This is a genomic window from Mediterranea sp. ET5 (assembly GCF_023337025.1).
Lineage (GTDB): Bacteria > Bacteroidota > Bacteroidia > Bacteroidales > Bacteroidaceae > Phocaeicola_A.
Map to the genome: position 1 here is coordinate 293,367 of NZ_JAMBLN010000001.1, position 25,103 is coordinate 318,469.

The window sequence follows — 25,103 nt, forward strand, 5'->3', positions numbered from 1 at the left end:
AGAGGGAGACTTGCCAGTGGATGTACAGCAAAGCGTTTCACCGACTAAGTCTCCATCATTCGTCCGCGAACTGCCTGATGGCCGACCTGAGATAAAAAAGCAAGGTGGGTGCAAATATTTTCCAGTAAAAACTATTGCCATTCTCAACAAAGGCTCTATCTTTGCCCCCGTGAAATCACCAAAGAACCAAAGTATGGAAGATATTTGCACCATCAAAGACATCTACAAGACGCTTTACCAGTTTGAAAAAGCGTTCGCCGAGTGCAACGGGATGACCATCAACGAAGCCATGATTCTCTGTTGCCTCAAGGACGGAGAAGCCAAGACGGCAGGCGCCCTGAGCGAGTTCGTCGGGTTGTCAAACTCCCGTATCTCGAAGGTTATCAATGCCGTGGAAGGGAAACAGCTCATCCGTCGGCTAATCAACCCCAACGACAAACGGCAGATGCTCTTCTCGCTGACGCCGGAAGGACGGGCGTGCATCGCCACCATGCAGGGCAAGGACCTGGGCTTCGACAACTTCTTCACCAACCTGCGGAAGTGCCTGGGCTGACCGGGAACGGGAGTCCCACACTTCCTTTCTTTTCATCCAAATAGTTTCTACTAGCAATTATTAATAACCATCAATAGAAGACTTATGAAGTACCTCATCATTGGAGGCGTAGCAGGGGGAGCGACCGTTGCCGCCCGTTTACGCCGGCTTGACGAACAAGCAGAAATCATCCTCGTGGAGCGAGGCAAATACGTTTCGTATGCCAATTGCGGCCTACCTTATTATATAGGTGGAACCATTGACGACCGCCAGAAGCTCTTCGTACAGACCGCACAGGGATTCACCGACCGTTTCCGCATCGACATCCGCACCGAGCAGGAGGTCATCGCCATCGACCGTGCCGAACGTCGGGTGAACATCCGGCGGGTACTGACGGGAGAGACCTACACCGAGAGTTACGACCGGCTGGTACTCTCGCCGGGTGCCGAACCGCTGCGTCCGCGCATCGAGGGCATCGACCATCCGCGCATCCTGACCCTGCGCAACGTGCCCGACACGGATGCCATCAAGCACCTGGTGGAATACACCGAGGTGCAACATGCCGTCGTCGTGGGCGGAGGCTTCATCGGACTGGAGATGGCGGAAAACCTGCGTCACCTGAACATCGAGACGCACGTCGTGGAGATGGCGGACCAGGTCATGGCGCCGCTCGACTTCTCCATGGCTGCCATCGTGCATCAGCACCTGACGGAACAGGGTGTCACCCTCCACCTGAAGAACGGCGTGCATCACTTCACCGACGAGAACGGACAAGTCGGTGTGCACCTCAACGACGGACAGGTGCTGAAGACCGACCTGGTGGTATTGAGCATCGGCGTACGTCCGGAAACCAAGCTGGCACGTGAGGCAGGGCTGGAACTGGGCACGACCGGAGGCATCCGCGTCAATGCCTGCATGCAGACTTCCGATGAGGCCATCTACGCACTGGGCGATGCCGTCGAAGTGACCCACCTCGTCACGGGCAAACCGGCACTGATTCCGCTGGCAGGTCCCGCCAACAAGCAGGGACGCATCGTCGCCGACAACCTCGTGCTGGGCAACCGACGCACCTATGCAGGCTCGCTGGGCACGTCCATCGCCAAGGTGTTCTCCCTGACGGTTGCCGCGACGGGAGCGAACGCCAAGCTGCTCCGTCGGGAGAACATCCCCTACATCGCATCCTGGACGCACGGCTCCTCGCATGCCGGTTACTATCCGAACGCGGTCAGCATGAGCCTGAAGATTCTGTTCGATCCTGCCGACGGACGTCTGTTGGGCGCACAAATCGTGGGCTTCGACGGGGTGGACAAGCGCATCGAGATGCTGGAACAGGTCATCCAACGTCAAGGGACCGTCTACGACCTGATGGAACTGGAACATGCCTATGCCCCTCCCTACTCCTCGGCTAAAGACCCGGTGAACATGGCAGGCTTCGTGGCTGACAACATCCTGAGCGGACGGGTACAGACCATCACCTGGCGCGACAAGCTCCTGACGGATGCAGGCAGCGTGAAGCTGGATGTACGCACGGCGGAAGAGTATGCGCTGGGCAGCATCCCGGGCTTCCGCAACCTGCCCCTCGACGAGCTGCGCGAACACCTGCAGGAGATTCCCCGTGAGAAACCCGTCGTCGTGTCGTGCGCCGTCGGCCTGCGTGGTTACCTGGCTGCCCGCATCCTGATGCAACACGGCTTCCAGCAGGTCTTCAACCTTTCAGGCGGATACAAGACGTGGAGTGCCGCCACCGCTCCACTCCAGCAGCCGGCAGCTCCGACACCGGAGGGACGTCCACGAACCGACAGTGCGCCGGCGACAGACGCTCCTGCCCTGCAAGTGGATGCCTGCGGACTGATGTGCCCCGGTCCCGTCATGCAGCTGAAAAAGAACTATGCGTCGCTCGCTGAAGGAGAGACGTTGGTCATCAAGGCGACCGACCAGGCATTCGGCAAGGACGTGGCATCGTGGTGCAAGATTACGGGTGCCGAACTGACGAAGCTGGAAAATCAGGGCGGCATCGTCACGGCATGGGTCCGCAAGGTGAAAGAGACCGACGAGCCGCTGCCCTCGTGCCCCTCGACCCGTCCCGCTCCGGCAACGGCTGACCACAAGACACTAATCGTGTTCAGCGACGACCTCGACCGCGCCCTCGCCTCGTTCGTCATTGCCAACGGTGCCGCCGCTATGGGCAAGAAGGTCACCATGTTCTTCACCTTCTGGGGACTGAACGTCATCAAGAAGCCTCAGAAGCCTGCGGTGCAGAAAGACATCTTCGGACGGATGTTCGGCTGGATGTTGCCGAGCGACAGCCGCCACCTGTCCCTCTCCAAACTCAACATGGCAGGCATCGGCAGCCGGATGATGCGCATGCTGATGCGCCGCAAACGCATCGACAGCCTGGAGAGCCTCATCAAGCAGGCGCAGGAGAACGGGGTGGAGATGATTGCCTGCACCATGAGCATGGATGTCATGGGTGTCAAGCGGGAAGAGCTGATGGACAACGTGACGCTGGGCGGTGTCGCCACTTACCTGGAGCGTGCCGAGGAAGCAAACGTCAATCTGTTCATCTGACCTCCGGCTCCGCAACGGCATCCTCTGACGGCAAGACTTCCGGAAAGGAAAATCAGGAAGTCTTGCCGTTTTTTTTTTACGTTTCCTCTCTACAAGCTACTCATTTTTTACGTAGCTTTGTGGAAACATTTAAAATCTAAATGCTATGAACGAGAAGTTTATCATAAACATAGGACGGGAATTGGGCAGTGGAGGCAAAGCCATCGGCGAACGCCTCGCCAAGATTTACAACATCCACGTCTATGACAAGAAGCTGATTACGCTGGCAGCCGAAGAGAGCGGCATCTGCCAGAAGTTCTTTGAGAAAGCGGACGAGAGCAACAAGGGGTTCATCTCCTCGCTCATGGGCGGGCTGCGCATCCCGTTTATCAGTGACGGGGCTGCCTATGACAACTACCTGAGCAACGATGCCTTGTTCAAAATCCAGAGCGATGTCATCCGCAAGCTGGCAAACGAGGAATCCTGCATCTTCATCGGACGGTGCGCCGACTACATCCTGCGCGACCATCCGCGCTGCGTGAACATCTTCGTGACCGCCGACATGAAGGACCGCATCTGCCGCCTCCGCGAAACCAACCCGAACATCAGCGAGGAGGATGCGGAAATCTACCTCGAGAAGGCTGACAAGAAGCGCTCCAGCTACTACAACTACTACAGCAACAAGACCTGGGGAGCTGCCGCCACGTACCACCTCTGCATCAACTCCTCCGTCTTCGGACTTGACCGCACGACGGAATACATCAAGGCATTCATTGACGAGAAACTGCAATTGAAATAAGGCCCGACAGGACCTCTAACCTATCATCGCCCCAAAGCCACGGAGTCATATCGCTTCGTGGCTTTGTAGTGACGGGGCAGGTATCCTACATCGGTTATCCTCCTTTTACCTGTCATTCTGCACAATCTAAGCAGTTGTTCGGAAATTCCGAACAAGTGAATCTTCTTGCAGTTCCCCGTCTTTAAAAAGATATGCTTGTAGTCCTCATCACTTTCTCCCCTCTTCCGCCAGTTCCACGACCTCCATGTCCTTGAACGTTCCCGCCTCCAGAGTCAGACGCACCAGCGTACGCACCTTGTGGAAACCGTAGATGCCCGCTGCACCGGGATTGATGTGCAACAGACCGAGCGTCTTGTCATACTTGACCTTCAGGATATGGGAATGTCCGCTGATGAAGAGCTTGGGCGGATGCACCAGCAAGGTGCCGCGGATGGACGGGTCGTACTTGCCGGGATAGCCGCCGATGTGCTTCATCAGCACGTCCACCCCCTCCACCGTGAAACGGTTGACCAACGGGTAACGCAGACGCAGGTCCTGTCCGTCGATATTGCCATAGACCGCACGCAACGGACGAAAGGCTGCCAACCGCTCTGCCAGCTCCAGCGAACCGATGTCACCGGCATGCCAGATCTCATCGCAATCGTCAAAATACTTGAGGTAACGCTCATCCCAATGGGCATGGGTGTCTGAAAGGATTCCTACTCTCATGGTCTTTCTTCTTTACTTTTGCGGCAAAAGTACAACAATTCTTTTGCAGAACTCAGCAACCGCCCTGCCCTTTTCTTCCGACCTGCCGACGGGAAGCATCGTCCCTCCCGGGGAAGAGCGCAGTAATCCCCCGCCTTGTACAGACCAAAGTATAATACTTAGGGGGTCTAAGTATAATACTTAGGCAGGCTAAGTATAATACTTTGGTCCGTCTATCCCCTGCTTGTATGACGTCCATGCCGTACCTTGACGAGGTCTATCCCCCGCCTGCATCCTTCACAGGCACCGCCGGGACGCGGCAAATGTGAAACATTCTGTAAAAAGAAGGCGGTTCCGAAAGGGTGCCCGGCTTTTTTTCGTACGTTTGTACTATCAAACAGACCTATTAAAAAGAAAGCGTATGAAGAAAGTTTTTAAGATTGCCGCCATTGTCATAGGCGTACTCATTGTGCTGCTTCTGGCACTGCCCTTCCTGTTCCGCGGCAAGATTGCCGACCTGGTCAAGACCGAAGGCAACAAGATGCTGAATGCCGAGTTCGACTTTGCCTCCCTGGACATCAGCCTCATCCGGCACTTTCCCCAGGCATCCCTGACGTTGGAGGACTTCTGGCTGAAGGGAAAAGGCGACTTTGCCAACGATACTCTCGTACAAGCCGGAGAACTGACCGCCACGGTCAACCTGTTCTCGCTCTTCGGCAACAGCGGATACGATATCTCCCGCATCTACATAGAAGACACCCGGCTCCATGCCATCGTCCTTCCCGACGGACGCGCGAACTGGGACGTGATGAAGTCCGACAGTACCGCCACGGAGGAGACGTCGGCCGGGAGCGATGCCTTCCGTGTCAAACTCCAGCGTGTGGAGCTGGACAACGTGGACCTCATCTACGATGACCGCCAAGGCAAGATGTATGCCGAGGTCGAGGGACTGGACCTGGGCTGCCGGGGCGACCTATCGGGCGAACGTTCCACCCTTCAGCTGAAGGGAGAAACACAGGGAGTGACCTACCGCATGGACGGTATCCCCTTCCTCAACCGTGCCCGCATCACTGCCAAGCTGGACGTGGATGCCGACTTTGCCAACGGACGATATACACTGAAGGACAACACCCTGACGCTGAATGCCATCGAGGCGAACCTCGACGGATGGTTCCAGATGAAGGGGGCACAGACGGACATGGACGTGAAGCTCCACACGAACGACATGGGCTTCAAGGAGGTGCTGTCACTCATCCCCGCCATCTATGCCAAGGACTTTGACAAGCTGAAGACGGACGGCACCGCCACCCTCTCGGCTTACGCCAAAGGTACTCTGCTGGGCGACACCGTACCGGCATTCAAGGTACTGCTCGACGTGAAGAACGCCATGTTCCGCTATCCGAGCCTCCCCGCCGGTGTGGACCAGATTAACGTACAGGCATGCGTGGAGAACCCCGGCGGTTCGGTGGACAGCACGCTCGTGACCATCAAGCCCCTCTCCTTCCGTCTGGCGGACAACCCCTTCACGCTGAACGCCGTGGTGAAGACTCCCGTCAGCGACCCGGACTTTGCCGTCAGCGCACGGGGCACCATCGACCTGGGGATGATCAAGCAGGTCTATCCGCTCGAGGACATGGAACTGAACGGTGTGGTCAAGGCGGACGCCAATGTGTCCGGACGCCTGTCCTACATCGAGAAGGAGCAATATGACGCCGTGAAGGCAGGGGGCACCATCGCCCTGAGCAACATGAAGCTGAAGATGAAGGACATGCCGGACGTCGACATTCGGCAGTCGCTGCTCACCTTCACGCCCCAATATCTGCAACTGAGCGAAACGACGGTGAACATCGGCAAGAACGACCTCACCGCGGACAGCCGCTTTGAGAACTACATGGGCTATGCACTGAAAGGCTCCACGTTGCGGGGCACCCTCAACCTCCGTTCGAACCACCTCAACCTGAATGACTTCATGTCGTCGGCTACCGACACGACGGCCGTGGCTGCCGACACGACAGCGACCGCAACCAGCGGGGAAGGTTCGCTGCTCATCGTACCCAAGAACATCGACTTCGCCATGCAGGCGGACATGAAACAGGTGCTGTTCGACACGATGACCTTCAACAATGTCAAGGGCAAGCTCACGGTGCGCGGCGGCAAGGTGGACATGCAGAACCTTTCACTCGGGACCATGGGCGGCAACGTGCTGCTCAACGGGAGCTACTCCACCGCCGACCCCAAGACACCGACCTTCAACGCTGGACTGAAGATGACCGACCTGGGCTTTGCACAGACCTACAAGGAGCTGAACATGGTGAAGCAACTCGCCCCCGTCTTTGAGCACCTGAAGGGAACGTACTCCGGCAGCCTGAACATCGATACACAGCTCGACCAGGCCATGAGTCCCGTCCTGCAGACCATGACGGGCAACGGCAGCCTCTCGACCCGCGACCTGAACCTGAGCGGCGTGAAGTCCATCGACCTCATTGCCGACGCCATCAAGAAGCCGGGCATGAAGGACTTGAGTGTGAAAGACATGAACCTCGACTTCACCATCGACAAGGGGCGTGTGTCCACCAAGCCGTTCGACATCAAGCTGGGCGACTACAACCTGAACCTCTCCGGTACGACAGGGCTGGACCAGACCATCGACTACACGGGCAAGATACAGCTCCCGTCATCGGCGGGGAAGATTGCCGAGCTCACCACCTTCGACCTGAAGATTGGCGGCACCTTCACCTCGCCCAAGGTGAAAGTCGATGCCAAGAGCATGGTCAACCAGGCCTTGCAGTCTGCCGGCGAGAAAGCCATCGACAAGCTCACTGACAAGCTGATCGGCAAGAAGGACACGACCGGCGCTGCGCAAGACGAGAAGAAGAACGTGGTCAACAAAGTGCTGGACATCTTTAAGAAGAAGAAGTAAATGAGGAGATACGTCAGCCTGACAGCGCTATTGCTGCTCCTGCTGGCAGCCGCTTGTGGAGGACGCCCCGACCCGCTGCGTGAAGAGGTCGGAGCGTTCCTCCGTGACAAGCGTGCCACGGTGGGAGTCTCGGTCCTGACCGACAGCACGACGCTGCTTGCCTGGAACGACACGCTCCACCTTCCGCTGCTGAGCGTGTTCAAGTTTCCGGTGGCACTTGCCGTGCTTCACCGCATGGAGCAACAGCAGACACCTCTCGACACGGTGCTTCACCTGACGCCCGACGACCTGAAGACCGGCACGTACAGTCCGCTGTGCATCCGGTATCCGGAACGGTCAGCCGACGTCCGCATGGACTCCCTGCTCTATTACAGCGTGGCACTGAGCGACAATAATGCCTGCGACGTGCTGTTGCGTTATGCCGGAGGTCCCCGGGCCGTGGAGCAATACATCCATCAACTGGGCATCACGGACGTCCGCCTGTCTGCCACCGAGGACGACATGCACCGGCAACCCGGACGAGTGACCGACAACAGCGCTACGCCGGAAGCCATCTCCCGGCTGTTCCGCCTGTTCCTGCAAGAGGGACTGTCCGCTCCCGTCTACCGCAATTACCTGTACCGGGTCCTGACCTCCACCTCCACCGGGATGAACAAGCTGCCTGCCGGACTGCCCGACCACGCGATACTGGGACACAAGACAGGCTCGTCCGACCGTACGCCGGACGGAGTGAAGACCGCCGACAACGATGCCGGCTTCGTGCTCCTGCCCGACGGACAACGCTACTACATCACCGTCCTGGTGACCAACTCGCTGGAGAACGACTCGGTGAACGCAGCCATCATCGCTACCCTCTCGCACATCGTCTGCCGACACCTGGGCGGCTCTCCATCCACAAATCCTAATCCATAAACCTACCCTTAGACATGAACAAAGACTTGCTACTCCGTACCCTGGAACGCTGGCACGACGAAGACCAGCATCAGAAAATCATCGATACCATCCACGACCTTCCGGAAGAGGACGTCGACTACACGCTGAAGAGCCTGCTGGCACGCGCCCTCAACAACCTCGACCGCATGGAGGATGCCGTGCAGGTGCTGCTCTCCATCGAGTCGGAAGGCACCGACGACCCGATGTGGTACTACCGGCTGGGGTATGCCTACTACTACCTGCACCGGGAGGAGGAAGCTCTTCCGTTGTTCCAACGTGCCTACGAACTGGCTCCGGACGAAGACACCCAACGCTTCATCGACCTCTGCGAACAGGGAGCTCCCCAACCGGGAGGACCGGTCATGTACAGCGAGGAGGAGCAGACAGCCATCGAACAGCACATCGCCCGTTACTTCGGTCCCAACGAGAACGTGTTTCACGAACTCATCTCCTACGACATCCATGTGGACATCTACATCGTCGAGCCGACCCCGGAACGCAACTACTACACCCTGGTGACAGGAGGCATGGGGGCACGTCCGATGAACGTCCCCGAGGAACTGGAGGACGAGGAAGTGGACCGTGCCGAACTGCTCATCACCCTTCCGCCCGACTGGAACCTGCAGAGCCAAGACGAGAACGACTACTGGCCCATCTACTGGCTGAAGGTCCTGGCACGTCTGCCCATCAACGAGGACGACTGGCTGGGCTACGGACACACCATCGAAACGGGAGAGGGCGACGAGACCATCGCGCCCAACGCTCCCTTCCAGGGACTGATGCTAGTCACCCCGCAGGAAGTACCCGAGGCGGCACACACCTGCCGTCTGCCCAACGGAGATGCCGTCCGTTTCTACCAGGTCATCCCCCTGTTCAAGGAGGAAATGGACTACAAGCTCGACCATGATGCCGACGCACTCATCGACCGCATGGAGCATGTCAGCCACGTGGTGAATATCTATCGCAAGAACACCTGCGCCTCGGTGCAGGACCTGCAACAGACGGAGAAAGACTTCTATCTGAAGGCGGACGAAATCTATCCGCTGCTGAACGGATGGGACGAGGCGGACGGCTGCTTTGCCTCCGACCGCATCACGGTGGACGGTTGCAAGGTGGGCTACATGTACCGCGAGACGCCCGATGAAGAATGGACTGCTGACAGCGGGTGGCGCTTCCTTGCCGGAGACGAGGACGAAGCCTACATGGACGACCCCGACAAGGTGGGACTGTATCGCCTCAACACGGTGTGCAACTACGACCGGGACATCATCCCCCTGCTGCATGCGCCCTACAATACGGCTTACGAACGGGGCGACGACGGCAAGTTCCACGAATGTGAGTTTACCCCTTCAACTGAATAAATACCATGGACATTGCAACCTTTATCACCAACTACCGGGAGGCATTCGGAGCACAGGCTCCCCTGCCCCTGCTCTTTGCCTACAGCGACACGCCGCTGGCAACCACCGCGAAGGTCGGCGGATGCTTCTTCAAACAGCTTGACAGCGCCCGTCGGGGAACCCCCGTCAGCCTCAACGCCGACAATATCGGCTGCGGCGGAGGACGCTTCTACACGGGCTTCGCACCCATGGGCGAGCACATCCCGACCTTTGTCTCCCTCAAAGAACGCTACAAACAGACACCGGACATGGTGCTCGACTACACCCGTCAGCTCTCCATCGAGGCAGCCCCGAAGGCTTACCTGAACTTCGTCCGCATCGACCAGGCAGAGAGCTTTGACGGCATGGAAGGGCTGTTCTTCTATGCTACGCCGGACATCCTGTCGGGACTGTGTGCATGGGCCTTCTACGACTGCAACGAGCCGGATGCCGTATGTACCCCCTTCGGCTCGGGATGCGGCACCACGATTGCAACTGCCGTCCGGGAGAACCGCCGGCAAGGCTACCGCACGTTCATCGGACTGTTCGACCCTTCGGTGCGTCCGTATGTGGGAGCCGACGAACTGGGCTTCGTCATTCCCGCCTCACGGTTCCGCACGATGTATGAGACCATGCGTTCCACCTGCCTCTTCGGCACGAACGCCTGGAGCAAGGTGAAGGCACGCATCGAACCGGACACCGCTCAATGATTCTTTTTTACAAACTCTAAACCCTCTGACTGAAACATGAAAGCATTAGTCATCGGTGGCACAGGAGCCACCGGCAAGCACCTGGTACAGGACCTGCTGCAAGACGACAGCACGACGGAAGTACACATCTTCGTCCGTCGGCAGGTGAACCTGAGCCACCCGAAGCTGCACGTACATGTTGTTGATTTTGAACATCCCGAACAATGGGCAGACCTCGTGCGGGGCGACGCTGCCTTCTCCTGCCTGGGCACTTCCCTGAAAGAGGCAGGCAGCAAGGAAGCCCAGCACCGCATCGACGTCGACTACCAGCTGTCGTTCGCACGGACGGCACGCCGGAACGGTGTCCACACCTTTGCCCTGATTTCCGCCGTAGGGGCAGACGTACACTCCCGTCTGTTCTACAACCGGCTGAAAGGGGAAGTGGAGGAAGGACTGAAGGCCCTGCAGTTTGGGCGGACGGTCATCCTGCAACCCAGCTTCCTCGACCGGGGTGCCAAGGGACGCTTCCGGGAAGACGTCGGCATGAAAGTCTTCAAGGCCCTCAACCACATCGGGCTGTTGCGCCGCTTGCGCCCCATCACCACCGAGATGCTGGCTGCCCGGATGCTGAAGCTTGCCAAGACGCTCCCCGACGGACTGCACACGGTGACGGCAGATGCCATCCATCGCGCCTGATGGTCCGGTCCGTTATCGCTTCACAAAGCCAATCTTGGCATTCAGCTTGAAGAAGTAGGCACCGTTCTCACGCTCCAGGTAGCCATACTTGTCCTTCTCCAACGAACCTTTCTCGAAGCGTGTGTTCCGGAAAAGGAAGTCCTCGAACGTCCCCTTGTCCGCCTTCTGGTAGCACACCGGGCATCCCTCGGTGTCGACCATGATGAACCCTTCGACTGCCGAATCGGTTCCGTTGAACAGCTTTGCCGGACGCATGCCTAGAGCCAGTGCCAGCAGGAACTGCTTCATCTTGTACTCGTAGAACCGGTGCTTGGTGATCAGTTCCTCCTTTATCTTGAGCGGATTGATTTCGCGGATGCGTTCCGTCAGTTCGCTCACACGGGTCATGTCCTCGACATACATCGTGCGTACCATCTCAGCCAGCAGGCGGGGGAAGTGCAAATCAATCATCGAAAGATTGCTGCGGAACACCTTGTCCGCCACATCGCTGTACTTCAGCACACCCCCCAGCCGATCAATCATCCGCATGCGGTCGATGACCTCGTTGGGAGATTCCAGCGCATTGATTTTGTTCACCGTCGGAGTCGCGAACTTGACACCCGTCTGCTCGAACTTCAGGTTTGCCGTACGTCCGCCATCCAGCAAGGGATTCATCGGGGCGAGGCGTGAACAGACACGGAAGCCCACCAACGGAGCCTCCACCGTCCAGAAGCCGATGTGGTAATCCGTACGGTCGTCCGTCTTTGCCTCCAGGTCGTAGACGGCAATCTCGTCCAGAAACTCTTCCACCCCAGCGGGCGACTCCATCCCGTCGGTGTGCGTCCGCTTCATCGCATTGGCTATCAATTCGGCTGCCGCCTTGAAATATTCCCGGGGAACCCGCTTGTCCATCTTCTCGCCCACGATGTGGATGTCATCTCCCTCAATGAGGTACCGGCGGGTTCCGTCGTGCTCTTCACGCTGCACGACCGCAATCCGGTAAGGACGTTCCGTACATGCCTCACCCGTCGGTGTGCCTGCACAGACATACCCGTCAGCTAACAGACGCAGGAAGGACTGCACCTCTCCCCACTCTCTTTTGGTTGCTTCAAATGCCATAAATCAGTAGTATATTATTAAAAAATGTTATAGCTCATCATTTTCCCCTTCTGCCACTTGGACATTACCGGGGAAGCCTCTATCTTTACCGCGTGTTTTTCATAGTATTAGATTTAAGGTTAACAAAAGGTTGGGTCAAAGCGTTGACCCTTTTTTCATGCCCGTCGGTCAACCCCATGCCTTCACCAACGCATAGCCAGCCCACACGGCCAGGAGTCCGAGCAACAGGCTGAACGCCGCATAAAGCGCCATCCACAGAAACTGTTCCCCCTTCAACAACTGGAGATTCTCATTCATGAATGTGGAAAACGTGGTGAACCCGCCACATACGCCGACCGTCAGGAACAGACGCAAGTCGGGATGCAGGATGTGTCCCCGCTCAAAACAGCCGTAGAACAATCCGATGGCGAGGCATCCCAGGATATTCACCACAAAAGTCCCGAGCGGGAACGGATGGTGAATGTAGTGCTTGGCAAGTCCGGACAACAGGAAGCGCAGGCCTCCACCCACAAAGCTCCCCAGTCCGACAACTATCAAAGAACGTATCATAGATTCCATTTGCTTTTTTACCGGGCGCAAAGGTAGCAAATCCTCCTTTATTTATAACTTTGCCCGAACTTCATTTACCGTCAGCCTTATGAACCTGCGCAAGATTCTCCTGCTCCTGTTCCTTTCTGCCGGCATCTTCCTGCATGCCCAGGTGAGGTTCGACCGGACGACGTATGACCTGGGCAGCTGTCCGGAAGACACCGTCCGCCTTCCCCGTTGCGAGTTCACGTTTACCAACCTGGGCAAACGTGCCGTCAGCATCGCGGAGGTGAAGACGAGCTGCGGCTGCCTGAAGGCCTCGTTCGACCGACGCCCCGTGCAGCCGGGAAAGACCGGACGCCTCGTCCTCACTTTTGACCCACAGGGACATCCGGGCAACTTCCTCCGCAAGGTCACCGTCTACTTCAGCCAACAGACTCCCCCCTGCATCTTACAGATAAAAGGGAACGTCCGCCCGGCATCCCGTCCACGGAGAAGCGTTTTCCCAGCGCCTCCCCTTCCTCATCGCAACTCGCCCGTGCTTCTCAGGTAGGTCTCGATGTTGGCAAGTGCCTTTTGCGACAGCCTGCCGACGCTCTGTATGGACTTCCCTGCCACCACCGGGGTGTACATGACCTGCGGACAGCCCGCCAGTTCATCAGCCAACGTCCCCATCCCTGTCCCGTCGCAGAAATAGAAGCTGTTGTCATTGGACTTCAGCCATGCTTTCAAAGCCGCCACATCGAACGTCGCCCCGATGGAGGTATTCATCAGGATGCGGTTATTCCCCATCAGGCGGAACTCCTCCTCGCCCAGCAAAAAGGTATTCCGCGGAAGGCACGTGCATACGATATCCGACTGCCGCAACAGGTCATGCAACGGATAATAAGTGATGCCGGCAGCTTCAGCATCCGGCTTGCGCGTCCGGCTGTAGTACCCCACTTCAGCCCCCAGAAAACGGAAGGCGTCTGCCAGCATACGTCCGGTACGTCCCAGTCCGATGATGCCCATCCGCTGACGGGTCAGCTCATATTTGTCTGCTTTCCACTGACGGTCTCCGAAGCCATGCAGGAAACGCACCAGTTCGCTGATAGCATATTCCACGACACCCTCATCGCCGTAATCCTTCACACCCACGACCGTTATGCCCTTCCGGCGGGCTTCCACCACATCGACATTGCATGCCTTCTCATCATAGAGGGTGCAGCACATACCGATATACCGGATATTCGGACAGGCATCCAGCACAAATTTACGAATCGGACTTTTGAAAGAAACCAACACGGCGTCGGCATCGCCTATCCGACGGATAATCTCGGCGTCATCCACCGGACGCTCGTTGTACAACTCCACCTGCACGGCATAGTCAGAAAGCTTCTTCAGGGCTTCCGCGCTCAGCAAGGTGTCTTCGATAGCTACAAGTTTCTGAAACATATCTTCTCTGAATTACTCTAAAATTAGTTACAAAGATAGCCTTTGGGAAGAAATTAAATGATACATTCGCGAAAGATTTCAAACAAAGCATACCTTATGAACGAACAACCTCAACTCAACGAACACAACAAGCAAGAATTTCCTCCTGCACACACGGCAGAGCATATCCTCAACCAGACCATGGTACGCATGTTCGGCTGCGAACGTTCCCGACATACACACATTGAACGCAAGAAGAGCAAATTGGATTATCCGCTCCCGACTTGTCCCACCGCCGAACAGGTGGCAGAGATTGAAAGACGGGTCAACGAGGTCATCGCCCAACACCTCCCAGTGACCATGGAATACATGCCCCAGGAAGAGGCAGCCCGACGTTATGACCTGGGGAAGTTGCCCGAAGATGCCAGCCCGACGTTGCGCATCGTCCGTGTGGGCGACTACGATGCCTGCCCCTGCATCGGCACGCATGTGGCAAACACGGCAGAAATAGGCCGTTTCCGCATCAGCAGTACCCGTTATGCCGACGGCATGTTCCGCATTGTCTTCCGGCTTGACTTGCCTGAACAGGGAGAGGCGTAATCCGTCCTCAGCTTCCGGGGTTCATGGCCGTGTACCGGGAAACGATAAGAAAGCAATTTCCGGGTTTTGCTTGACAGAATCTCCCCAACAGCCGTTTTCTGCTAACTCACCTTTGATGAGATTCCGGTAATCTAGCGGGCAACTGCAAAGGAATGCAAACAAAAACACTCAAAAGCGCCTTCCATTTTAGAAAACTATACATTTCATTTTCAAAATATGGACAAAACGTGCCCGGAACAATATTGTTTCGCGAGCCAAACAATATAGTTTGAGGCGTCAAACAATATAGTTTCACCCGCCAAACACTATTGTTTCGTGCCCGGAAGTCAAATGTTTGGAAAATGGAAGAGAAGAATTCCGAGTTTCGTTCTCCAGAAGGTGAGCGGTGTCAACAAATCGGAAGGTATCATCAGGCAGGTAGAATGGTGCATCAAGGAGTCGTTGTGAAGGAGCATGCATCCATGATGTGTCACAATCATGTGGCAGGAAGCAAATCTGCATCAATGTGTATTTTGCGAATCGCCTGAGAAGGGCCTCGGAATCCACCAAACTGTATTTTGGTGCGAGGAAAGGCACTGTGGAGACCTTCGTTTGACATTTTGACAGAAGGAATGGAACGGCAGAAGTAATCCGTGCTTTGTGGGAGGTGTCGCCTTTCCCGAAGAACAAGAAACAAACTATTATACCCTTATGCTCTCACTGGATATCAGACTTTCAAAGGCACAAGTAATGGCAATAGCCGACCATCTCCATCACGACGAAGGTGGCATTGAGGCTATGCTTATTCAAATGAAACAAATGGACCATCCTCGTGTGGCTTATAATGCAGCATGGGTGCTGTCCCATTTATCCAGGGAGGACAAAAGGATTCATCTTCTTCCGCACTACGGGGAGCTGGTTGCTCTGGCAACCTCCACAGCGCTTTGCTTTCGCCGTGGGCTGCTGCTGGCTATCCTCGCAGACTTCCCGACGGATGAAGTGAACGGTAAATTACTGGATTTTTGTCTTCTACATCTGACTGACCCCAAAGAAAGCGACAGCGCACGTTCTGCCATGATTAAACTTGCCGCCAGGATGTGTAAACCTTATCCTGAACTGTGCAAGGAACTGATGTTGCATTTAGACATGATGCCACAAGATTCATCTCCCAGCATCGCGGCTGCGAAGAGAAACGCCTTGAAGAGGATTAAAATAGTGCGGTGAGGTCACAGACCTGCCTAAAGCAACAGAGGAACTTCATTGCTGAAATTCCTCTGTTGCTTTCGTGGAGCGTACGAGACTCGAACTCGTCACCTCGACACTGCCAGTGTCGCGCTCTAGCCAGATGAGCTAACGCCCCTCCTTTGTTTTGCGGTGCAAAGATACGTATATTCTTGAAAGGAGCAAATGCTTTATCTTCTTTTTTTGAATTCCTCCATTCTTTTTTTACGTTCCTCCTCACGCTTCTCTTCCCGTTTCTTCCCGATATACCAACCAATGGCCGATGCGATGAAAGAGATGCCGGCATAGCCTATCACGTAATGCCAGTCGGAGGGATGATAGTATATATATAAGGTAGGAACAAACAGGGCTACAAGGATGAGCGGGAACCACCAGCCATACGGACGTACCACTCCATACGAATAGGAACAGATAAAACAGATGATGGGATTGATGGTCGTCGGGAACCAATCGGCTACGGTCTCCACACTGCAGAACAAGGGGAACACATAAAAGCCGACAACAGCAATAATCAGGTAAGTAATCAGTTCTCTCATGGGGATTGTGTCATTTGTAAAGTAAGAATATGCAAGGGATTTTGTTCAGATCGGGCAACTTGCCCTTCCAGTCCCTGATGCTGCGGGTACGGATATACTCCCCTTCACACGTCAGGTTGGCGGCAATGCACAGCCGGGTCTGCGGACGGCAAGTCTTCAGTATATCTTCCAGCATCTTATGGTTCCGGTAGGGAGTCTCAATGAACAGCTGGGTCTGGTCTTCCGAATAGATACGTTGTTCCAGCTGCTTTAAGGCTTTTGCACGTTCACCCGCTTCAATAGGCAGATAACCATGAAAGGCAAAACTTTGTCCGTTGAATCCCGAACCCATCACGGAAAGGATGATGGACGAAGGCCCTACCAGGGGAACGACTTTCAAGCCTTTCCGTTGGGCAATGGCAACCACGTCGGCACCCGGGTCAGCAACCGCCGGACATCCGGCTTCCGAGATGACCCCCATGGACTGCCCTTCTTCCAACGGCTTCAAATAGCCGGAAAGGGCTTCGGCAGACGTATGCTTGTTCAGCGGATAAAAAGTCAAGCTGTCTATGTCGATGGACGGGTCCACCTTTTTCAGGAAACGACGTGCCGAACGGACGTCTTCTACAATGAAATGCCTGATGTGAGGGATGATGGCACAGTTGCGTGCAGGCAACACCGCATCGACCGGGGTGTCACCCAGCGTAACCGGGAGCAGATAGAGGGCTGTATCCATGATGTTTGAAACAGATGATTGATGGATGTAATAAGAAAAAGAACGCATGCCGCTCCGTCATACGTCGGGAAGCAGGCTCTGCGTTCTCAAAAAGTGGTAGGGGGATTATCCGTAGATAATCTTTCCGTTTTCGTCCTTGTATTCGTCAAGACCCTTCTCGTAGGTAGCCATGGCACGCAAGCTCATGCCGACGCTGGAGAATCCTCCATCGTGATACAGGTTCTGCATGGTCACCTTCTTGGTCAGGTCAGAGAACATCACGATGCAGTAGTCTGCACACTCGGCAGCCGAAGCGTTGCCCAGGGGAGACATACGGTTGGCGAAGTCGTAGAGTTTGTCCATTCCCTTCACACCCTGACCGGCCGTTGTCATGGTCGGAGACTGGGAGATGGTGTTCACGCGGACACGGCTCTCGCGTCCGTAGATGTAACCGAAGCTGCGGGCGATGGACTCCAACAGCGCCTTGGCGTCTGCCATGTCGTTGTAACCGTAGAAGGTACGTTGGGCTGCCACGTAGCTCAAGGCAACAATGGAGCCTTCTTCAGCAATGGCATCCAGCTTCTTTGCCACCTGAATCATCTTATGGAATGAAACGGCTGAAATATCAAGAGTCGTTGACAACATGTTATAGTCCAAGTCATCGTAAGTACGTTTCTTACGGACGTTGGGAGACATACCGATGGAGTGGAGCACGAAGTCAATTTTTCCACCCAACACTTCAACCGAGCGCTTGAACACATTCTCCAGGTCTTCCACACTGGTTGCATCGGCGGGGATCACTTCACAGTTGAGTTTCTCAGACAGAGCTGAAACTTGTCCCATGCGTACAGCTACGGGTGTATTCGATAAGGTAATCGTCGCACCCTCTTCCACGGCTCTTTCAGCTACCTTCCATGCGATGGACTGTTCGTTGAGGGCACCGAATATGATACCTCTTTTTCCTTTCAGTAAGTTATAACTCATAAGTCAAAAATTGATTAATTCGGCGCAAAGATACAATGAATATCTAAGATTTGCCGCAAAATGTATGTTTAAAAGCATAAAATAGAAGCATTTTACCGTCCATTTCCGCCAGACGGATGTCATTTTTATGGAATATATTATTACCTTTGCCTGCACATCGGTTTTGGAAACTATTATTTAACTAACAAATCTCATAATGAACACACATTTTACGAAAGCGCTCGTGGTAGCCTTGGGGCTGGTCGTCCTTTCCTCTTGTCAGCCGGCTACTTCGACAACGTCCCAACAATCACAATCTGCTACACTCATTGACGAAGGTGTCTATGCCGGTCTTCCGTTTGAAATGGAACGCGTGAAGCAACCTTCTTTCCCCGATTACCAAGTCAACATCCTGGATTTCGGTGCCAAGCCCGACGGCATCACCCTGAACACCGACGCCATCAACAAGGCGATCCGTCAGGTGAACGAGAAAGGCGGAGGCCGCGTAGTCATTCCTGCCGGACTGTGGCTGACCGGACCGATTGAACTGCTGAGCAATGTCGACCTTCACCTGGAGTACAACGCCCTGGTGCTCTTCTCGGCAGACCATACCCTCTACCCCATCATCAGCACCTCCTTCGAGGGACTGGAGACCCGGCGTTGCCAGTCGCCCATCTTCGCACGGGGAGCTGAAAACATAGCCATCACCGGTTACGGTACGTTCGACGGAAACGGCGATACGTGGCGTCCGGTGAAAAAAAGCAAGCTGACCGCAGGACAATGGAAAAAGCTCCTGGCTTCGGGAGGTGTGACAAACGAAAAAGGCGACGTGTGGTACCCCAGCGAGGGAGCACGAGACGGAGCCAAGGTCACCTCGGAATTCAACGTGCCTGACAGCGAGATTGTCAAGGCGAAAGGGGACACGCTGTGGGAATCCATCCGCGACTTTCTCCGTCCCGTACTGTTGAGCTTCTCTGAGTGCAAGCAGGTCCTGCTCGAAGGCGTGACTTTCAAGAACTCACCCAGCTGGTGTCTGCACCCGTTGATGTGCGAGCACCTGACGGTCAACAACATCAGTGTTTCCAACCCGTGGTATTCGCAAAACGGCGATGCCCTCGACATCGAGTCGTGCACCAATGTACTGGTGGTCAACTCAACCTTTGATGCCGGCGACGATGCCATCTGCATCAAGTCTGGAAAGAACGAGGAAGGACGCAAGCGCGGCATCCCCACCCAGAATGTCATTGTCTATAACAACACCGTCCTCCACGGACACGGTGGCTTCGTGGTGGGCAGCGAGATGTCCGGTGGCGTGAAAAACATCTATGTGGACAACTGTACCTTCCTGGGCACAGACGTCGGTCTGCGCTTCAAGAGTACCCGCGGACGCGGCGGTATCGTGGAAAACATCCACATCAACCGGGTGAACATGATCAACATCCCCGGTGAACCTGTCCTCTTCGACCTCTTCTACGGAGGTGCGTCCGTCAAAGACGAGGTGCCCCCCGTCAGCGAAGAGACACCGGTCTTCCGCAACATCTATATCAACGACGTGACTTGCAAGGGCGCCGGACGTGCCATCTTCTTCAACGGACTGCCTGAAATGCCTATCGAGAACATCAACCTGAAAGGCATTACCATCTCCGATGCTGCCGAAGGTGCCGTGCTGAGCCGTGCCAAGGGCGTGACCATCGACAATCTGAAGATTCAGACCAAGACTCCTTCACCCACCGTACGCCTGACCAACGTCTCTACCATCAAGGTCAACGGCGAAGAGGTTGCCGAAGTCGGAGACGAAGGCAAGGAGCTGAACTTCTGAACCATCGGTCCGCTACCGGTATTTTACTGATATGCAAGAACACAGATAAACCTAATTTAAATCTATGAAACCTTTTCCTATTCTACTGTTTGCCCTGGCTGCAGGCAATGCGACAGCCCTGGCACAAACCCGCCAGCAGACGCTGGAGGTGACGGTGGAAAACAACTGGACTTCTGCCAAGGAGGACGAACCGGTAGTCATCCGGCTTGCCGACGTGAATCCGGGGTTCGAGGTGCAGTCTGCCACTGTGTTCTGCGGGGAGAAAGAAATCCCTTCGCAGCTCGACGACCTCAACCGTGACACCGAAGCGGACGAACTGGCATTTGTAGCCGACATCCCCGCCCGTTCCAAACAGACGTTCCGGGTCATCCTGTCCGACCAACCGTCGGAGAAGACCTACCCGGCACGCACCCATGCACAGATGCGTCTGAGCGACAAGAACCAGAAGTGTCCCCACATCAACTATATCACCTTCGAAGGGACAGTCCCCGTGAAGCAATCCTACAGCGCCATGTATCACCACGGTCCGGCATTCGAGTCGGAACTCGTTGCTTTCCGTGCGTACATGGACAACCGCCAGTCCATCGACCTCTACGGGAAGAAATACCAACGCCTGGAACTGGCAGAGACCAACTTCTACCCGAAGAAGGAACAGCTGGCAGCCGGCTATGGCGACGATGTGCTGTGGGCGGGTACCAGCATCGGCGTCGGCTCGTTCCGCGGATGGCTGGACAACAAGCTGCAGACCATCGACACGGTGGAGAGCCGCAGTGCCGGCGTACTGGCCTCCGGACCGGTGCGCTCCGTCGTGGAGTTCTTTGACCGCAACTGGCAGTATGGCGGACGGACGCTGAACATGACACAGCGTTACACCCTGTACGCCGGACACCGGGACGTGCAGGTCGACATCCGTTTCAAGGAAGCGGACGCAAAGGATGCAACCTTCAGCACCGGCGTACAGAAGCTGGAACGCGACAATGTGGGATTCCTGCAAGCCGACGGACTGGCAGGTTCCTGGGGCAGCAACCTCGCCTACAAGAACGACACGGTCAACCACCCCCGGGAAACCGTCGGACTGGGCATCTGCGTGCCCAAACGCTACGTGACCGCCCATCAGGAGGATGATGTGAACTACCTCTTCCAGATGAATACCGACGGGGAACGCGAACTGACCTACTACTTCACCTTCAACGCCCTGAAGGAAGACAAGGGATTCAAGGACAGCCCGAGCTGGTTCGCCTACTTGAAAGAGTGGCAGCAAGCACTGGCACAGCCCTGCAAAGTAACCATTCATTCACTCCATAACAACTAAATCTGATGAAACGAAAAACATTATTGGGAACGTTGTTGCTGGCAATCGCCTTACCGCTCGCCGCGCAACAAGCCGAGCCTTACCGTTCACAGGTCTGGGTTCCCGACCAGGGGGACGGCACGTACAAGAACCCGGTGCTCTATGCCGACTATTCCGACCCGGATGCCTGCCGGGTGGGCGATGACTTCTACATGACTTCATCGAGCTTCAACTGTGTTCCGGGTCTCCAGATTCTCCATTCGAAGGACCTGGTCAACTGGACCATCATCGGCGCGGCAGTACCCTATGCCGTTCCGCCTGTAACCGACACGAAGCCCGAGCATGGCAACCGCATCTGGGCTCCCTGTATCCGCCACCACGACGGAGAGTTCTATATCTTCTGGGGCGACCCGGACCAAGGTGCCTTCATGGTGAAAGCCAAGGACCCGCGCGGTCCCTGGAGTGAACCTGTGCTGGTCAAACCGGGCATTGGCATCATCGACACGACTCCGCTGTGGGACGACGACGGACGTGTCTACATGGCTCATGCCTACGCCGGCAGCCGCGCACAGCTCAAGAGTGTCATTGCCGTCTGCGAGCTGAACGCCGATGCGACCAAAGCCATCACCCCCTCACGCATCGTCTTTGACGGACACGAAGGACAAGGCACATGCGAAGGTCCGAAGTTCTACAAACGCAACGGATACTACTACATCTTCCATCCGGCAGGCGGCGTGCCGACAGGTTTCCAAACCGTGCAACGCTCCAAGAATGTCTATGGACCCTACGAGAACCGCATCGTGCTGGCACAAGGCAAAAGCCCGGTCAACGGTCCTCACCAGGGTGCCTGGGTCGACACACCGACGGGAGAAGACTGGTTCCTCCACTTCCAGGACGTGGGTGCCTACGGACGTCTGGTCCACCTGCAACCGATGAAATGGGTCAACGACTGGCCGGTCATCGGCAATGATGAGGACGGCGATGGCTGTGGCGACCCGGTACTGACCTACCGCAAACCCAACGTCGGTCAGACTTATCCCATCTGTACCCCGCAAGAGAGCGATGAATTCGACGGACTGGTACTGGGTCCCCAGTGGCAATGGCAAGCCAACTTCAACGAGAAATGGCTCTATTGCGCCGGTGACAAAGGTTACCTCCGCCTGTATTCCTATCCGGTAGGCGAAGACTACAAGAACCTGCGCGATGTCTCCAACCTACTGATGCAAAAGACCACCGGACCCTCCCAGACCATCACGACCAAGATGACCTTCAAACCCATCGAGAAGTACAAAGGCGAACGCGTCGGTCTGACCGTGTTCGGCCGTGACTATGCCGCCCTCATCGTGGAGAATACCGACAACGGGCTGGTGCTGTCGCAAGTGGAATGCATGAAAGCCGACAAAGGCTCTGCCGAGAGAGTCAATGGCAAGGTGACGCTGAAAGAAAACACCTTCTACCTGCGTGCCAGGATTTATGACACGGAGAAGAAAATCAAAGGTAGCGAGGGTGGACATGACCAAGTGGTGATGTGCGAATTCTCCTACAGCACCAACGGCAAGAAATACCGTTCATTGGGCAAGCCCTTCCAAGTGCGCGAAGGACAATGGATCGGTGCCAAGCACGGCATCTTCTGTGCCCGTCCGCATATCGTGACCAACGACGGCGGCTGGGTGGATGTTGACTGGTATCGCGTGACGAAATAATCAGTTTTGCTCTCTCAGGAGCTTCCCCATCAGGAGGGTACTTGTCGTGTTTCTCTTTGCAGACAGGGCAAGTACCCTCTTTCCGTTACGAGTTGCTAAATGAACATTGCATTCAGCTACCCTGACGGGAGCAATTCTGACGTTTTTCCAAAATAAAGTCGCCCGTGCTAAAAATAATCCTCCTTTTTTGTGCTTAGTTTGAGATAATACTTATATTTGTCGAACAAAAAGTTAGAACGTTTAAAATCTATACCTCCATGAAAAAGCAGATAAAATTCAGTCTTGTCTACCGCGACATGTTCCAGTCATCTGGTAAATACCAACCGAGAATCGATCAGTTGGAACGGGTTGCCCCCCACATTGTAGATATGGGTTGCTTCGCCCGTGTTGAAACCAACGGCGGTGCATTCGAACAAGTCAACCTACTCTATGGGGAGAACCCCAACAAGGCCGTACGTGCTTTCACCAAACCGTTCAACGAAGCAGGTATCCAGACCCACATGCTCGACAGAGGTTTGAACGCTCTCCGTATGTATCCGGTTCCCGCCGACGTACGCCGGCTGATGTACAAGGTAAAAAAGGCGCAAGGCGTTGACATCACACGTATCTTCTGCGGATTGAATGAGGTGAGAAACATCATTCCTTCCATTAAATATGCGCTGGATGCCGGCATGATTCCTCAAGCCACCCTGTGTATCACGACCTCTCCGGTCCATACGGTAGACTATTACTGCAACATTGCCGACCAGCTCATTGCTGCCGGTGCTCCTGAAATCTGCTTGAAGGACATGGCAGGTATCGGTCAGCCCGCCATGTTGGGCGAACTGGTCCGCCGCATCAAAGAGAAACATCCCGACATCATCATCCAATATCACGGACACTCGGGTCCGGGCTTGTCGATGGCATCTATCCTGGAAGTGTGCAAGAACGGTGCCGACATCATCGATACTGCCATGGAACCGCTCTCATGGGGTAAGGTTCATCCGGACATCATCTCCGTACAGTCCATGCTGAAGAATGCCGGATTCGACGTACCTGAAATCAACATGAATGCCTACATGAAGGTGCGCAGCCTGACACAGGAGTTCATCGACGACTTCCTGGGATACTTCATGGACCCGACCAACAAGCACATGTCTTCCCTGTTGCTGGGTTGCGGTTTGCCGGGCGGTATGATGGGCTCCATGATGGCGGACCTGAAAGGTGTTCACTCCGGTATCAACATGATTCTGAAAGGACAAGGCAAAGAACCGCTCAGCCTGGACGACCTGCTGGTCATGCTGTTCGACGAAGTGGCTTATGTATGGCCGAAGCTCGGCTATCCTCCCTTGGTAACACCGTTCAGCCAATATGTGAAGAACGTGGCCTTGATGAACGTCATGCAGCTGGTGAAGGGCGAAGAACGCTTCTCGATGATCGACAACCATACGTGGGACATGATTCTGGGCAAGAGCGGACGTCTGCCTGGAAAACTGGCTCCCGAAATCATCGAGCTGGCAAAAGCCAAAGGCTACGAGTTCACCGAGGAAGACCCGCAGAGCTATTATCCCGATGAACTGGACAAGTACCGCAAGGAAATGGACGAGAACGGATGGGAATATGGCGAAGACGACGAAGAGCTCTTCGAACTTGCCATGCACGACCGTCAGTACCGCGACTACAAGTCGGGTGTTGCCAAACAACGCTTCCTCGACGACCTGCAACGTGCCAAGGATGCAGCCATGGCAAAGAAAGGCTTCGACGAAGAGACCATCCGCAAGATGAAACGTGCCAAAGCAGACCCGATTGTGGCACCGCGCCGTGGACAAATCCTCTACGGAGTGAACTTCAACGGCGAAGTGATGGAACCGTTCGTCGGCAGAAAGTACCAGCATGACGAAGTGTTCTGCTCCATCTCAACTCCGTGGGGCGAGAACGAGGAAATCGTTACCGGCTTTACGGGACGTGTCGTTGAGGTATGCGCCAAACAGGGACAGACGGTCAATGCCGGTGAGGTGATTGCCTATGTAGAGCGTTCGGAAATCTTCGCTTGATGACAACGGACAGTCAGTAAGA

The 25,103-nt window shown here is 55.4% G+C and carries 22 protein-coding genes and 1 tRNA gene; 15 read left to right on the forward strand and 8 right to left on the reverse strand.

The window, feature by feature from the left end:
• Positions 1–193 precede the first annotated feature (193 nt).
• The 3 genes from M3087_RS01135 (at position 194) to M3087_RS01145 (ending at position 3,878) form a co-directional block, all read left to right on the forward strand.
• Complete coding sequence (locus M3087_RS01135) at positions 194–553, forward strand: MarR family winged helix-turn-helix transcriptional regulator (RefSeq protein ID WP_106625339.1); 360 nt, start codon at positions 194–196, stop codon at positions 551–553.
• A gap of 84 nt (positions 554–637) precedes the next feature.
• Positions 638–3,100 (forward strand): DsrE/DsrF/DrsH-like family protein, encoded by a 2,463-nt coding sequence (locus tag M3087_RS01140; RefSeq protein WP_249093122.1) that lies wholly within the window; start codon positions 638–640, stop codon positions 3,098–3,100.
• A 145-nt stretch (positions 3,101–3,245) separates the two neighbouring features.
• A complete protein-coding gene (locus M3087_RS01145) occupies positions 3,246–3,878 on the forward strand; it encodes an AAA family ATPase (RefSeq protein WP_249093124.1) in 633 nt (210 codons plus the stop codon).
• Positions 3,879–4,085: 207 nt separating this feature from the next.
• Here M3087_RS01145 and M3087_RS01150 read toward each other — a convergent pair whose 3' ends face one another.
• Entirely contained in the window at positions 4,086–4,586 is a 501-nt protein-coding gene (locus M3087_RS01150) for a metallophosphoesterase family protein (RefSeq protein ID WP_022385541.1), read from the reverse strand.
• Positions 4,587–4,986: 400 nt separating this feature from the next.
• On the opposite strand from M3087_RS01150, the gene M3087_RS01155 reads away from it, so the two are divergent.
• The 5 genes from M3087_RS01155 to M3087_RS01175 are packed head-to-tail and all read left to right on the forward strand — an operon-like array spanning position 4,987 to position 11,182.
• Positions 4,987–7,485: an AsmA-like C-terminal region-containing protein gene (locus M3087_RS01155; protein WP_249093126.1), complete on the forward strand. Its 2,499-nt coding sequence runs from the start codon at positions 4,987–4,989 to the stop codon at positions 7,483–7,485.
• Positions 7,486–8,397 (forward strand): class A beta-lactamase, encoded by a 912-nt coding sequence (gene bla / locus M3087_RS01160; protein WP_249093128.1) that lies wholly within the window; start codon positions 7,486–7,488, stop codon positions 8,395–8,397.
• Between the two features lie 14 nt (positions 8,398–8,411).
• Entirely contained in the window at positions 8,412–9,779 is a 1,368-nt protein-coding gene (locus tag M3087_RS01165; RefSeq protein ID WP_249093130.1) for a DUF2185 domain-containing protein, read from the forward strand.
• A gap of 5 nt (positions 9,780–9,784) precedes the next feature.
• A complete protein-coding gene (locus M3087_RS01170) occupies positions 9,785–10,507 on the forward strand; it encodes a DUF169 domain-containing protein (RefSeq protein ID WP_249093131.1) in 723 nt (240 codons plus the stop codon).
• Between the two features lie 36 nt (positions 10,508–10,543).
• Positions 10,544–11,182: an NAD(P)H-binding protein gene (locus M3087_RS01175; protein ID WP_249093133.1), complete on the forward strand. Its 639-nt coding sequence runs from the start codon at positions 10,544–10,546 to the stop codon at positions 11,180–11,182.
• A 12-nt stretch (positions 11,183–11,194) separates the two neighbouring features.
• Here M3087_RS01175 and M3087_RS01180 read toward each other — a convergent pair whose 3' ends face one another.
• Positions 11,195–12,280 carry an HpaII family restriction endonuclease gene (locus M3087_RS01180; protein ID WP_249093135.1) on the reverse strand — a complete coding sequence of 362 codons (1,086 nt, stop codon included), beginning with the start codon at positions 12,278–12,280 and terminating at the stop codon, positions 11,195–11,197.
• Positions 12,281–12,448: 168 nt separating this feature from the next.
• A complete protein-coding gene (gene crcB, locus M3087_RS01185; protein WP_249093137.1) occupies positions 12,449–12,829 on the reverse strand; it encodes a fluoride efflux transporter CrcB in 381 nt (126 codons plus the stop codon).
• An 88-nt stretch (positions 12,830–12,917) separates the two neighbouring features.
• Between crcB and M3087_RS01190 the strand changes: the two genes are divergently transcribed.
• On the forward strand, positions 12,918–13,361 hold the full coding sequence (locus M3087_RS01190; RefSeq protein WP_249093139.1) for a DUF1573 domain-containing protein: 444 nt from the start codon (positions 12,918–12,920) through the stop codon (positions 13,359–13,361).
• Here M3087_RS01190 and M3087_RS01195 read toward each other — a convergent pair.
• Positions 13,331–14,242: an NAD(P)-dependent oxidoreductase gene (locus M3087_RS01195; RefSeq protein WP_249093141.1), complete on the reverse strand. Its 912-nt coding sequence runs from the start codon at positions 14,240–14,242 to the stop codon at positions 13,331–13,333. The genes M3087_RS01190 and M3087_RS01195 overlap by 31 nt on opposite strands.
• A gap of 96 nt (positions 14,243–14,338) precedes the next feature.
• Between M3087_RS01195 and M3087_RS01200 the strand changes: the two genes are divergently transcribed.
• Complete coding sequence (locus M3087_RS01200; protein ID WP_022385550.1) at positions 14,339–14,821, forward strand: hypothetical protein; 483 nt, start codon at positions 14,339–14,341, stop codon at positions 14,819–14,821.
• A 729-nt stretch (positions 14,822–15,550) separates the two neighbouring features.
• On the forward strand, positions 15,551–16,024 hold the full coding sequence (locus M3087_RS01205) for a hypothetical protein (RefSeq protein ID WP_249093142.1): 474 nt from the start codon (positions 15,551–15,553) through the stop codon (positions 16,022–16,024).
• 62 nt (positions 16,025–16,086) lie between these two features.
• Here the strand turns inward: M3087_RS01205 and M3087_RS01210 are convergent.
• The 4 genes from M3087_RS01210 to M3087_RS01225 form a co-directional block, all read right to left on the reverse strand.
• Positions 16,087–16,160 (reverse strand) — tRNA-Ala (locus M3087_RS01210).
• A 52-nt stretch (positions 16,161–16,212) separates the two neighbouring features.
• Positions 16,213–16,578, reverse strand: coding sequence for a hypothetical protein (locus M3087_RS01215; protein ID WP_249093145.1), 366 nt, complete (start codon positions 16,576–16,578; stop codon positions 16,213–16,215).
• A 10-nt stretch (positions 16,579–16,588) separates the two neighbouring features.
• Positions 16,589–17,293 carry an SAM-dependent methyltransferase gene (locus tag M3087_RS01220; RefSeq protein ID WP_022385553.1) on the reverse strand — a complete coding sequence of 235 codons (705 nt, stop codon included), beginning with the start codon at positions 17,291–17,293 and terminating at the stop codon, positions 16,589–16,591.
• Positions 17,294–17,398: 105 nt separating this feature from the next.
• Positions 17,399–18,256 (reverse strand): enoyl-ACP reductase, encoded by an 858-nt coding sequence (locus M3087_RS01225; RefSeq protein WP_022385554.1) that lies wholly within the window; start codon positions 18,254–18,256, stop codon positions 17,399–17,401.
• Between the two features lie 196 nt (positions 18,257–18,452).
• Here M3087_RS01225 and M3087_RS01230 point away from each other — a divergent pair, with 196 nt between their 5' ends.
• From M3087_RS01230 to M3087_RS01245, 4 genes are all read left to right on the forward strand, one after another.
• The gene (locus tag M3087_RS01230) at positions 18,453–20,054 is read left to right on the forward strand and encodes a glycoside hydrolase family 28 protein (protein WP_249093147.1); all 1,602 of its coding nucleotides are present in this window, start codon (positions 18,453–18,455) and stop codon (positions 20,052–20,054) included.
• Positions 20,055–20,118: 64 nt separating this feature from the next.
• Positions 20,119–21,366 carry a DUF4861 domain-containing protein gene (locus tag M3087_RS01235; RefSeq protein ID WP_249093148.1) on the forward strand — a complete coding sequence of 416 codons (1,248 nt, stop codon included), beginning with the start codon at positions 20,119–20,121 and terminating at the stop codon, positions 21,364–21,366.
• A 5-nt stretch (positions 21,367–21,371) separates the two neighbouring features.
• Positions 21,372–23,048: a glycoside hydrolase 43 family protein gene (locus M3087_RS01240; protein ID WP_249093150.1), complete on the forward strand. Its 1,677-nt coding sequence runs from the start codon at positions 21,372–21,374 to the stop codon at positions 23,046–23,048.
• Positions 23,049–23,305: 257 nt separating this feature from the next.
• Positions 23,306–25,081, forward strand: coding sequence for an hMGL-like protein (locus tag M3087_RS01245; protein WP_022385558.1), 1,776 nt, complete (start codon positions 23,306–23,308; stop codon positions 25,079–25,081).
• The last annotated feature ends 22 nt before the right edge of the window (positions 25,082–25,103 follow it).

Bases quoted from the DNA above. Each gene is read 5' to 3' on its own strand.
- M3087_RS01225 (WP_022385554.1), bottom strand. From the start codon at position 18,256: ATGAGTTATAACTTACTGAAAGGAAAAAGAGGTATCATATTCGGTGCC.
- M3087_RS01145 (WP_249093124.1), top strand. From the start codon at position 3,246: ATGAACGAGAAGTTTATCATAAACATAGGACGGGAATTGGGCAGTGGA.
- M3087_RS01155 (WP_249093126.1), top strand. From the start codon at position 4,987: ATGAAGAAAGTTTTTAAGATTGCCGCCATTGTCATAGGCGTACTCATT.
- M3087_RS01220 (WP_022385553.1), bottom strand. From the start codon at position 17,293: ATGGATACAGCCCTCTATCTGCTCCCGGTTACGCTGGGTGACACCCCG.
- M3087_RS01165 (WP_249093130.1), top strand. From the start codon at position 8,412: ATGAACAAAGACTTGCTACTCCGTACCCTGGAACGCTGGCACGACGAA.
- M3087_RS01205 (WP_249093142.1), top strand. From the start codon at position 15,551: ATGGCAATAGCCGACCATCTCCATCACGACGAAGGTGGCATTGAGGCT.
- M3087_RS01150 (WP_022385541.1), bottom strand. From the start codon at position 4,586: ATGAGAGTAGGAATCCTTTCAGACACCCATGCCCATTGGGATGAGCGT.
- M3087_RS01215 (WP_249093145.1), bottom strand. From the start codon at position 16,578: ATGAGAGAACTGATTACTTACCTGATTATTGCTGTTGTCGGCTTTTAT.
- M3087_RS01135 (WP_106625339.1), top strand. From the start codon at position 194: ATGGAAGATATTTGCACCATCAAAGACATCTACAAGACGCTTTACCAG.
- M3087_RS01140 (WP_249093122.1), top strand. From the start codon at position 638: ATGAAGTACCTCATCATTGGAGGCGTAGCAGGGGGAGCGACCGTTGCC.
- M3087_RS01190 (WP_249093139.1), top strand. From the start codon at position 12,918: ATGAACCTGCGCAAGATTCTCCTGCTCCTGTTCCTTTCTGCCGGCATC.
- M3087_RS01235 (WP_249093148.1), top strand. From the start codon at position 20,119: ATGAAACCTTTTCCTATTCTACTGTTTGCCCTGGCTGCAGGCAATGCG.
- crcB (WP_249093137.1), bottom strand. From the start codon at position 12,829: ATGATACGTTCTTTGATAGTTGTCGGACTGGGGAGCTTTGTGGGTGGA.
- M3087_RS01200 (WP_022385550.1), top strand. From the start codon at position 14,339: ATGAACGAACAACCTCAACTCAACGAACACAACAAGCAAGAATTTCCT.
- M3087_RS01195 (WP_249093141.1), bottom strand. From the start codon at position 14,242: ATGTTTCAGAAACTTGTAGCTATCGAAGACACCTTGCTGAGCGCGGAA.
- M3087_RS01170 (WP_249093131.1), top strand. From the start codon at position 9,785: ATGGACATTGCAACCTTTATCACCAACTACCGGGAGGCATTCGGAGCA.
- M3087_RS01240 (WP_249093150.1), top strand. From the start codon at position 21,372: ATGAAACGAAAAACATTATTGGGAACGTTGTTGCTGGCAATCGCCTTA.
- M3087_RS01180 (WP_249093135.1), bottom strand. From the start codon at position 12,280: ATGGCATTTGAAGCAACCAAAAGAGAGTGGGGAGAGGTGCAGTCCTTC.
- M3087_RS01175 (WP_249093133.1), top strand. From the start codon at position 10,544: ATGAAAGCATTAGTCATCGGTGGCACAGGAGCCACCGGCAAGCACCTG.
- M3087_RS01230 (WP_249093147.1), top strand. From the start codon at position 18,453: ATGAACACACATTTTACGAAAGCGCTCGTGGTAGCCTTGGGGCTGGTC.
- bla (WP_249093128.1), top strand. From the start codon at position 7,486: ATGAGGAGATACGTCAGCCTGACAGCGCTATTGCTGCTCCTGCTGGCA.
- M3087_RS01245 (WP_022385558.1), top strand. From the start codon at position 23,306: ATGAAAAAGCAGATAAAATTCAGTCTTGTCTACCGCGACATGTTCCAG.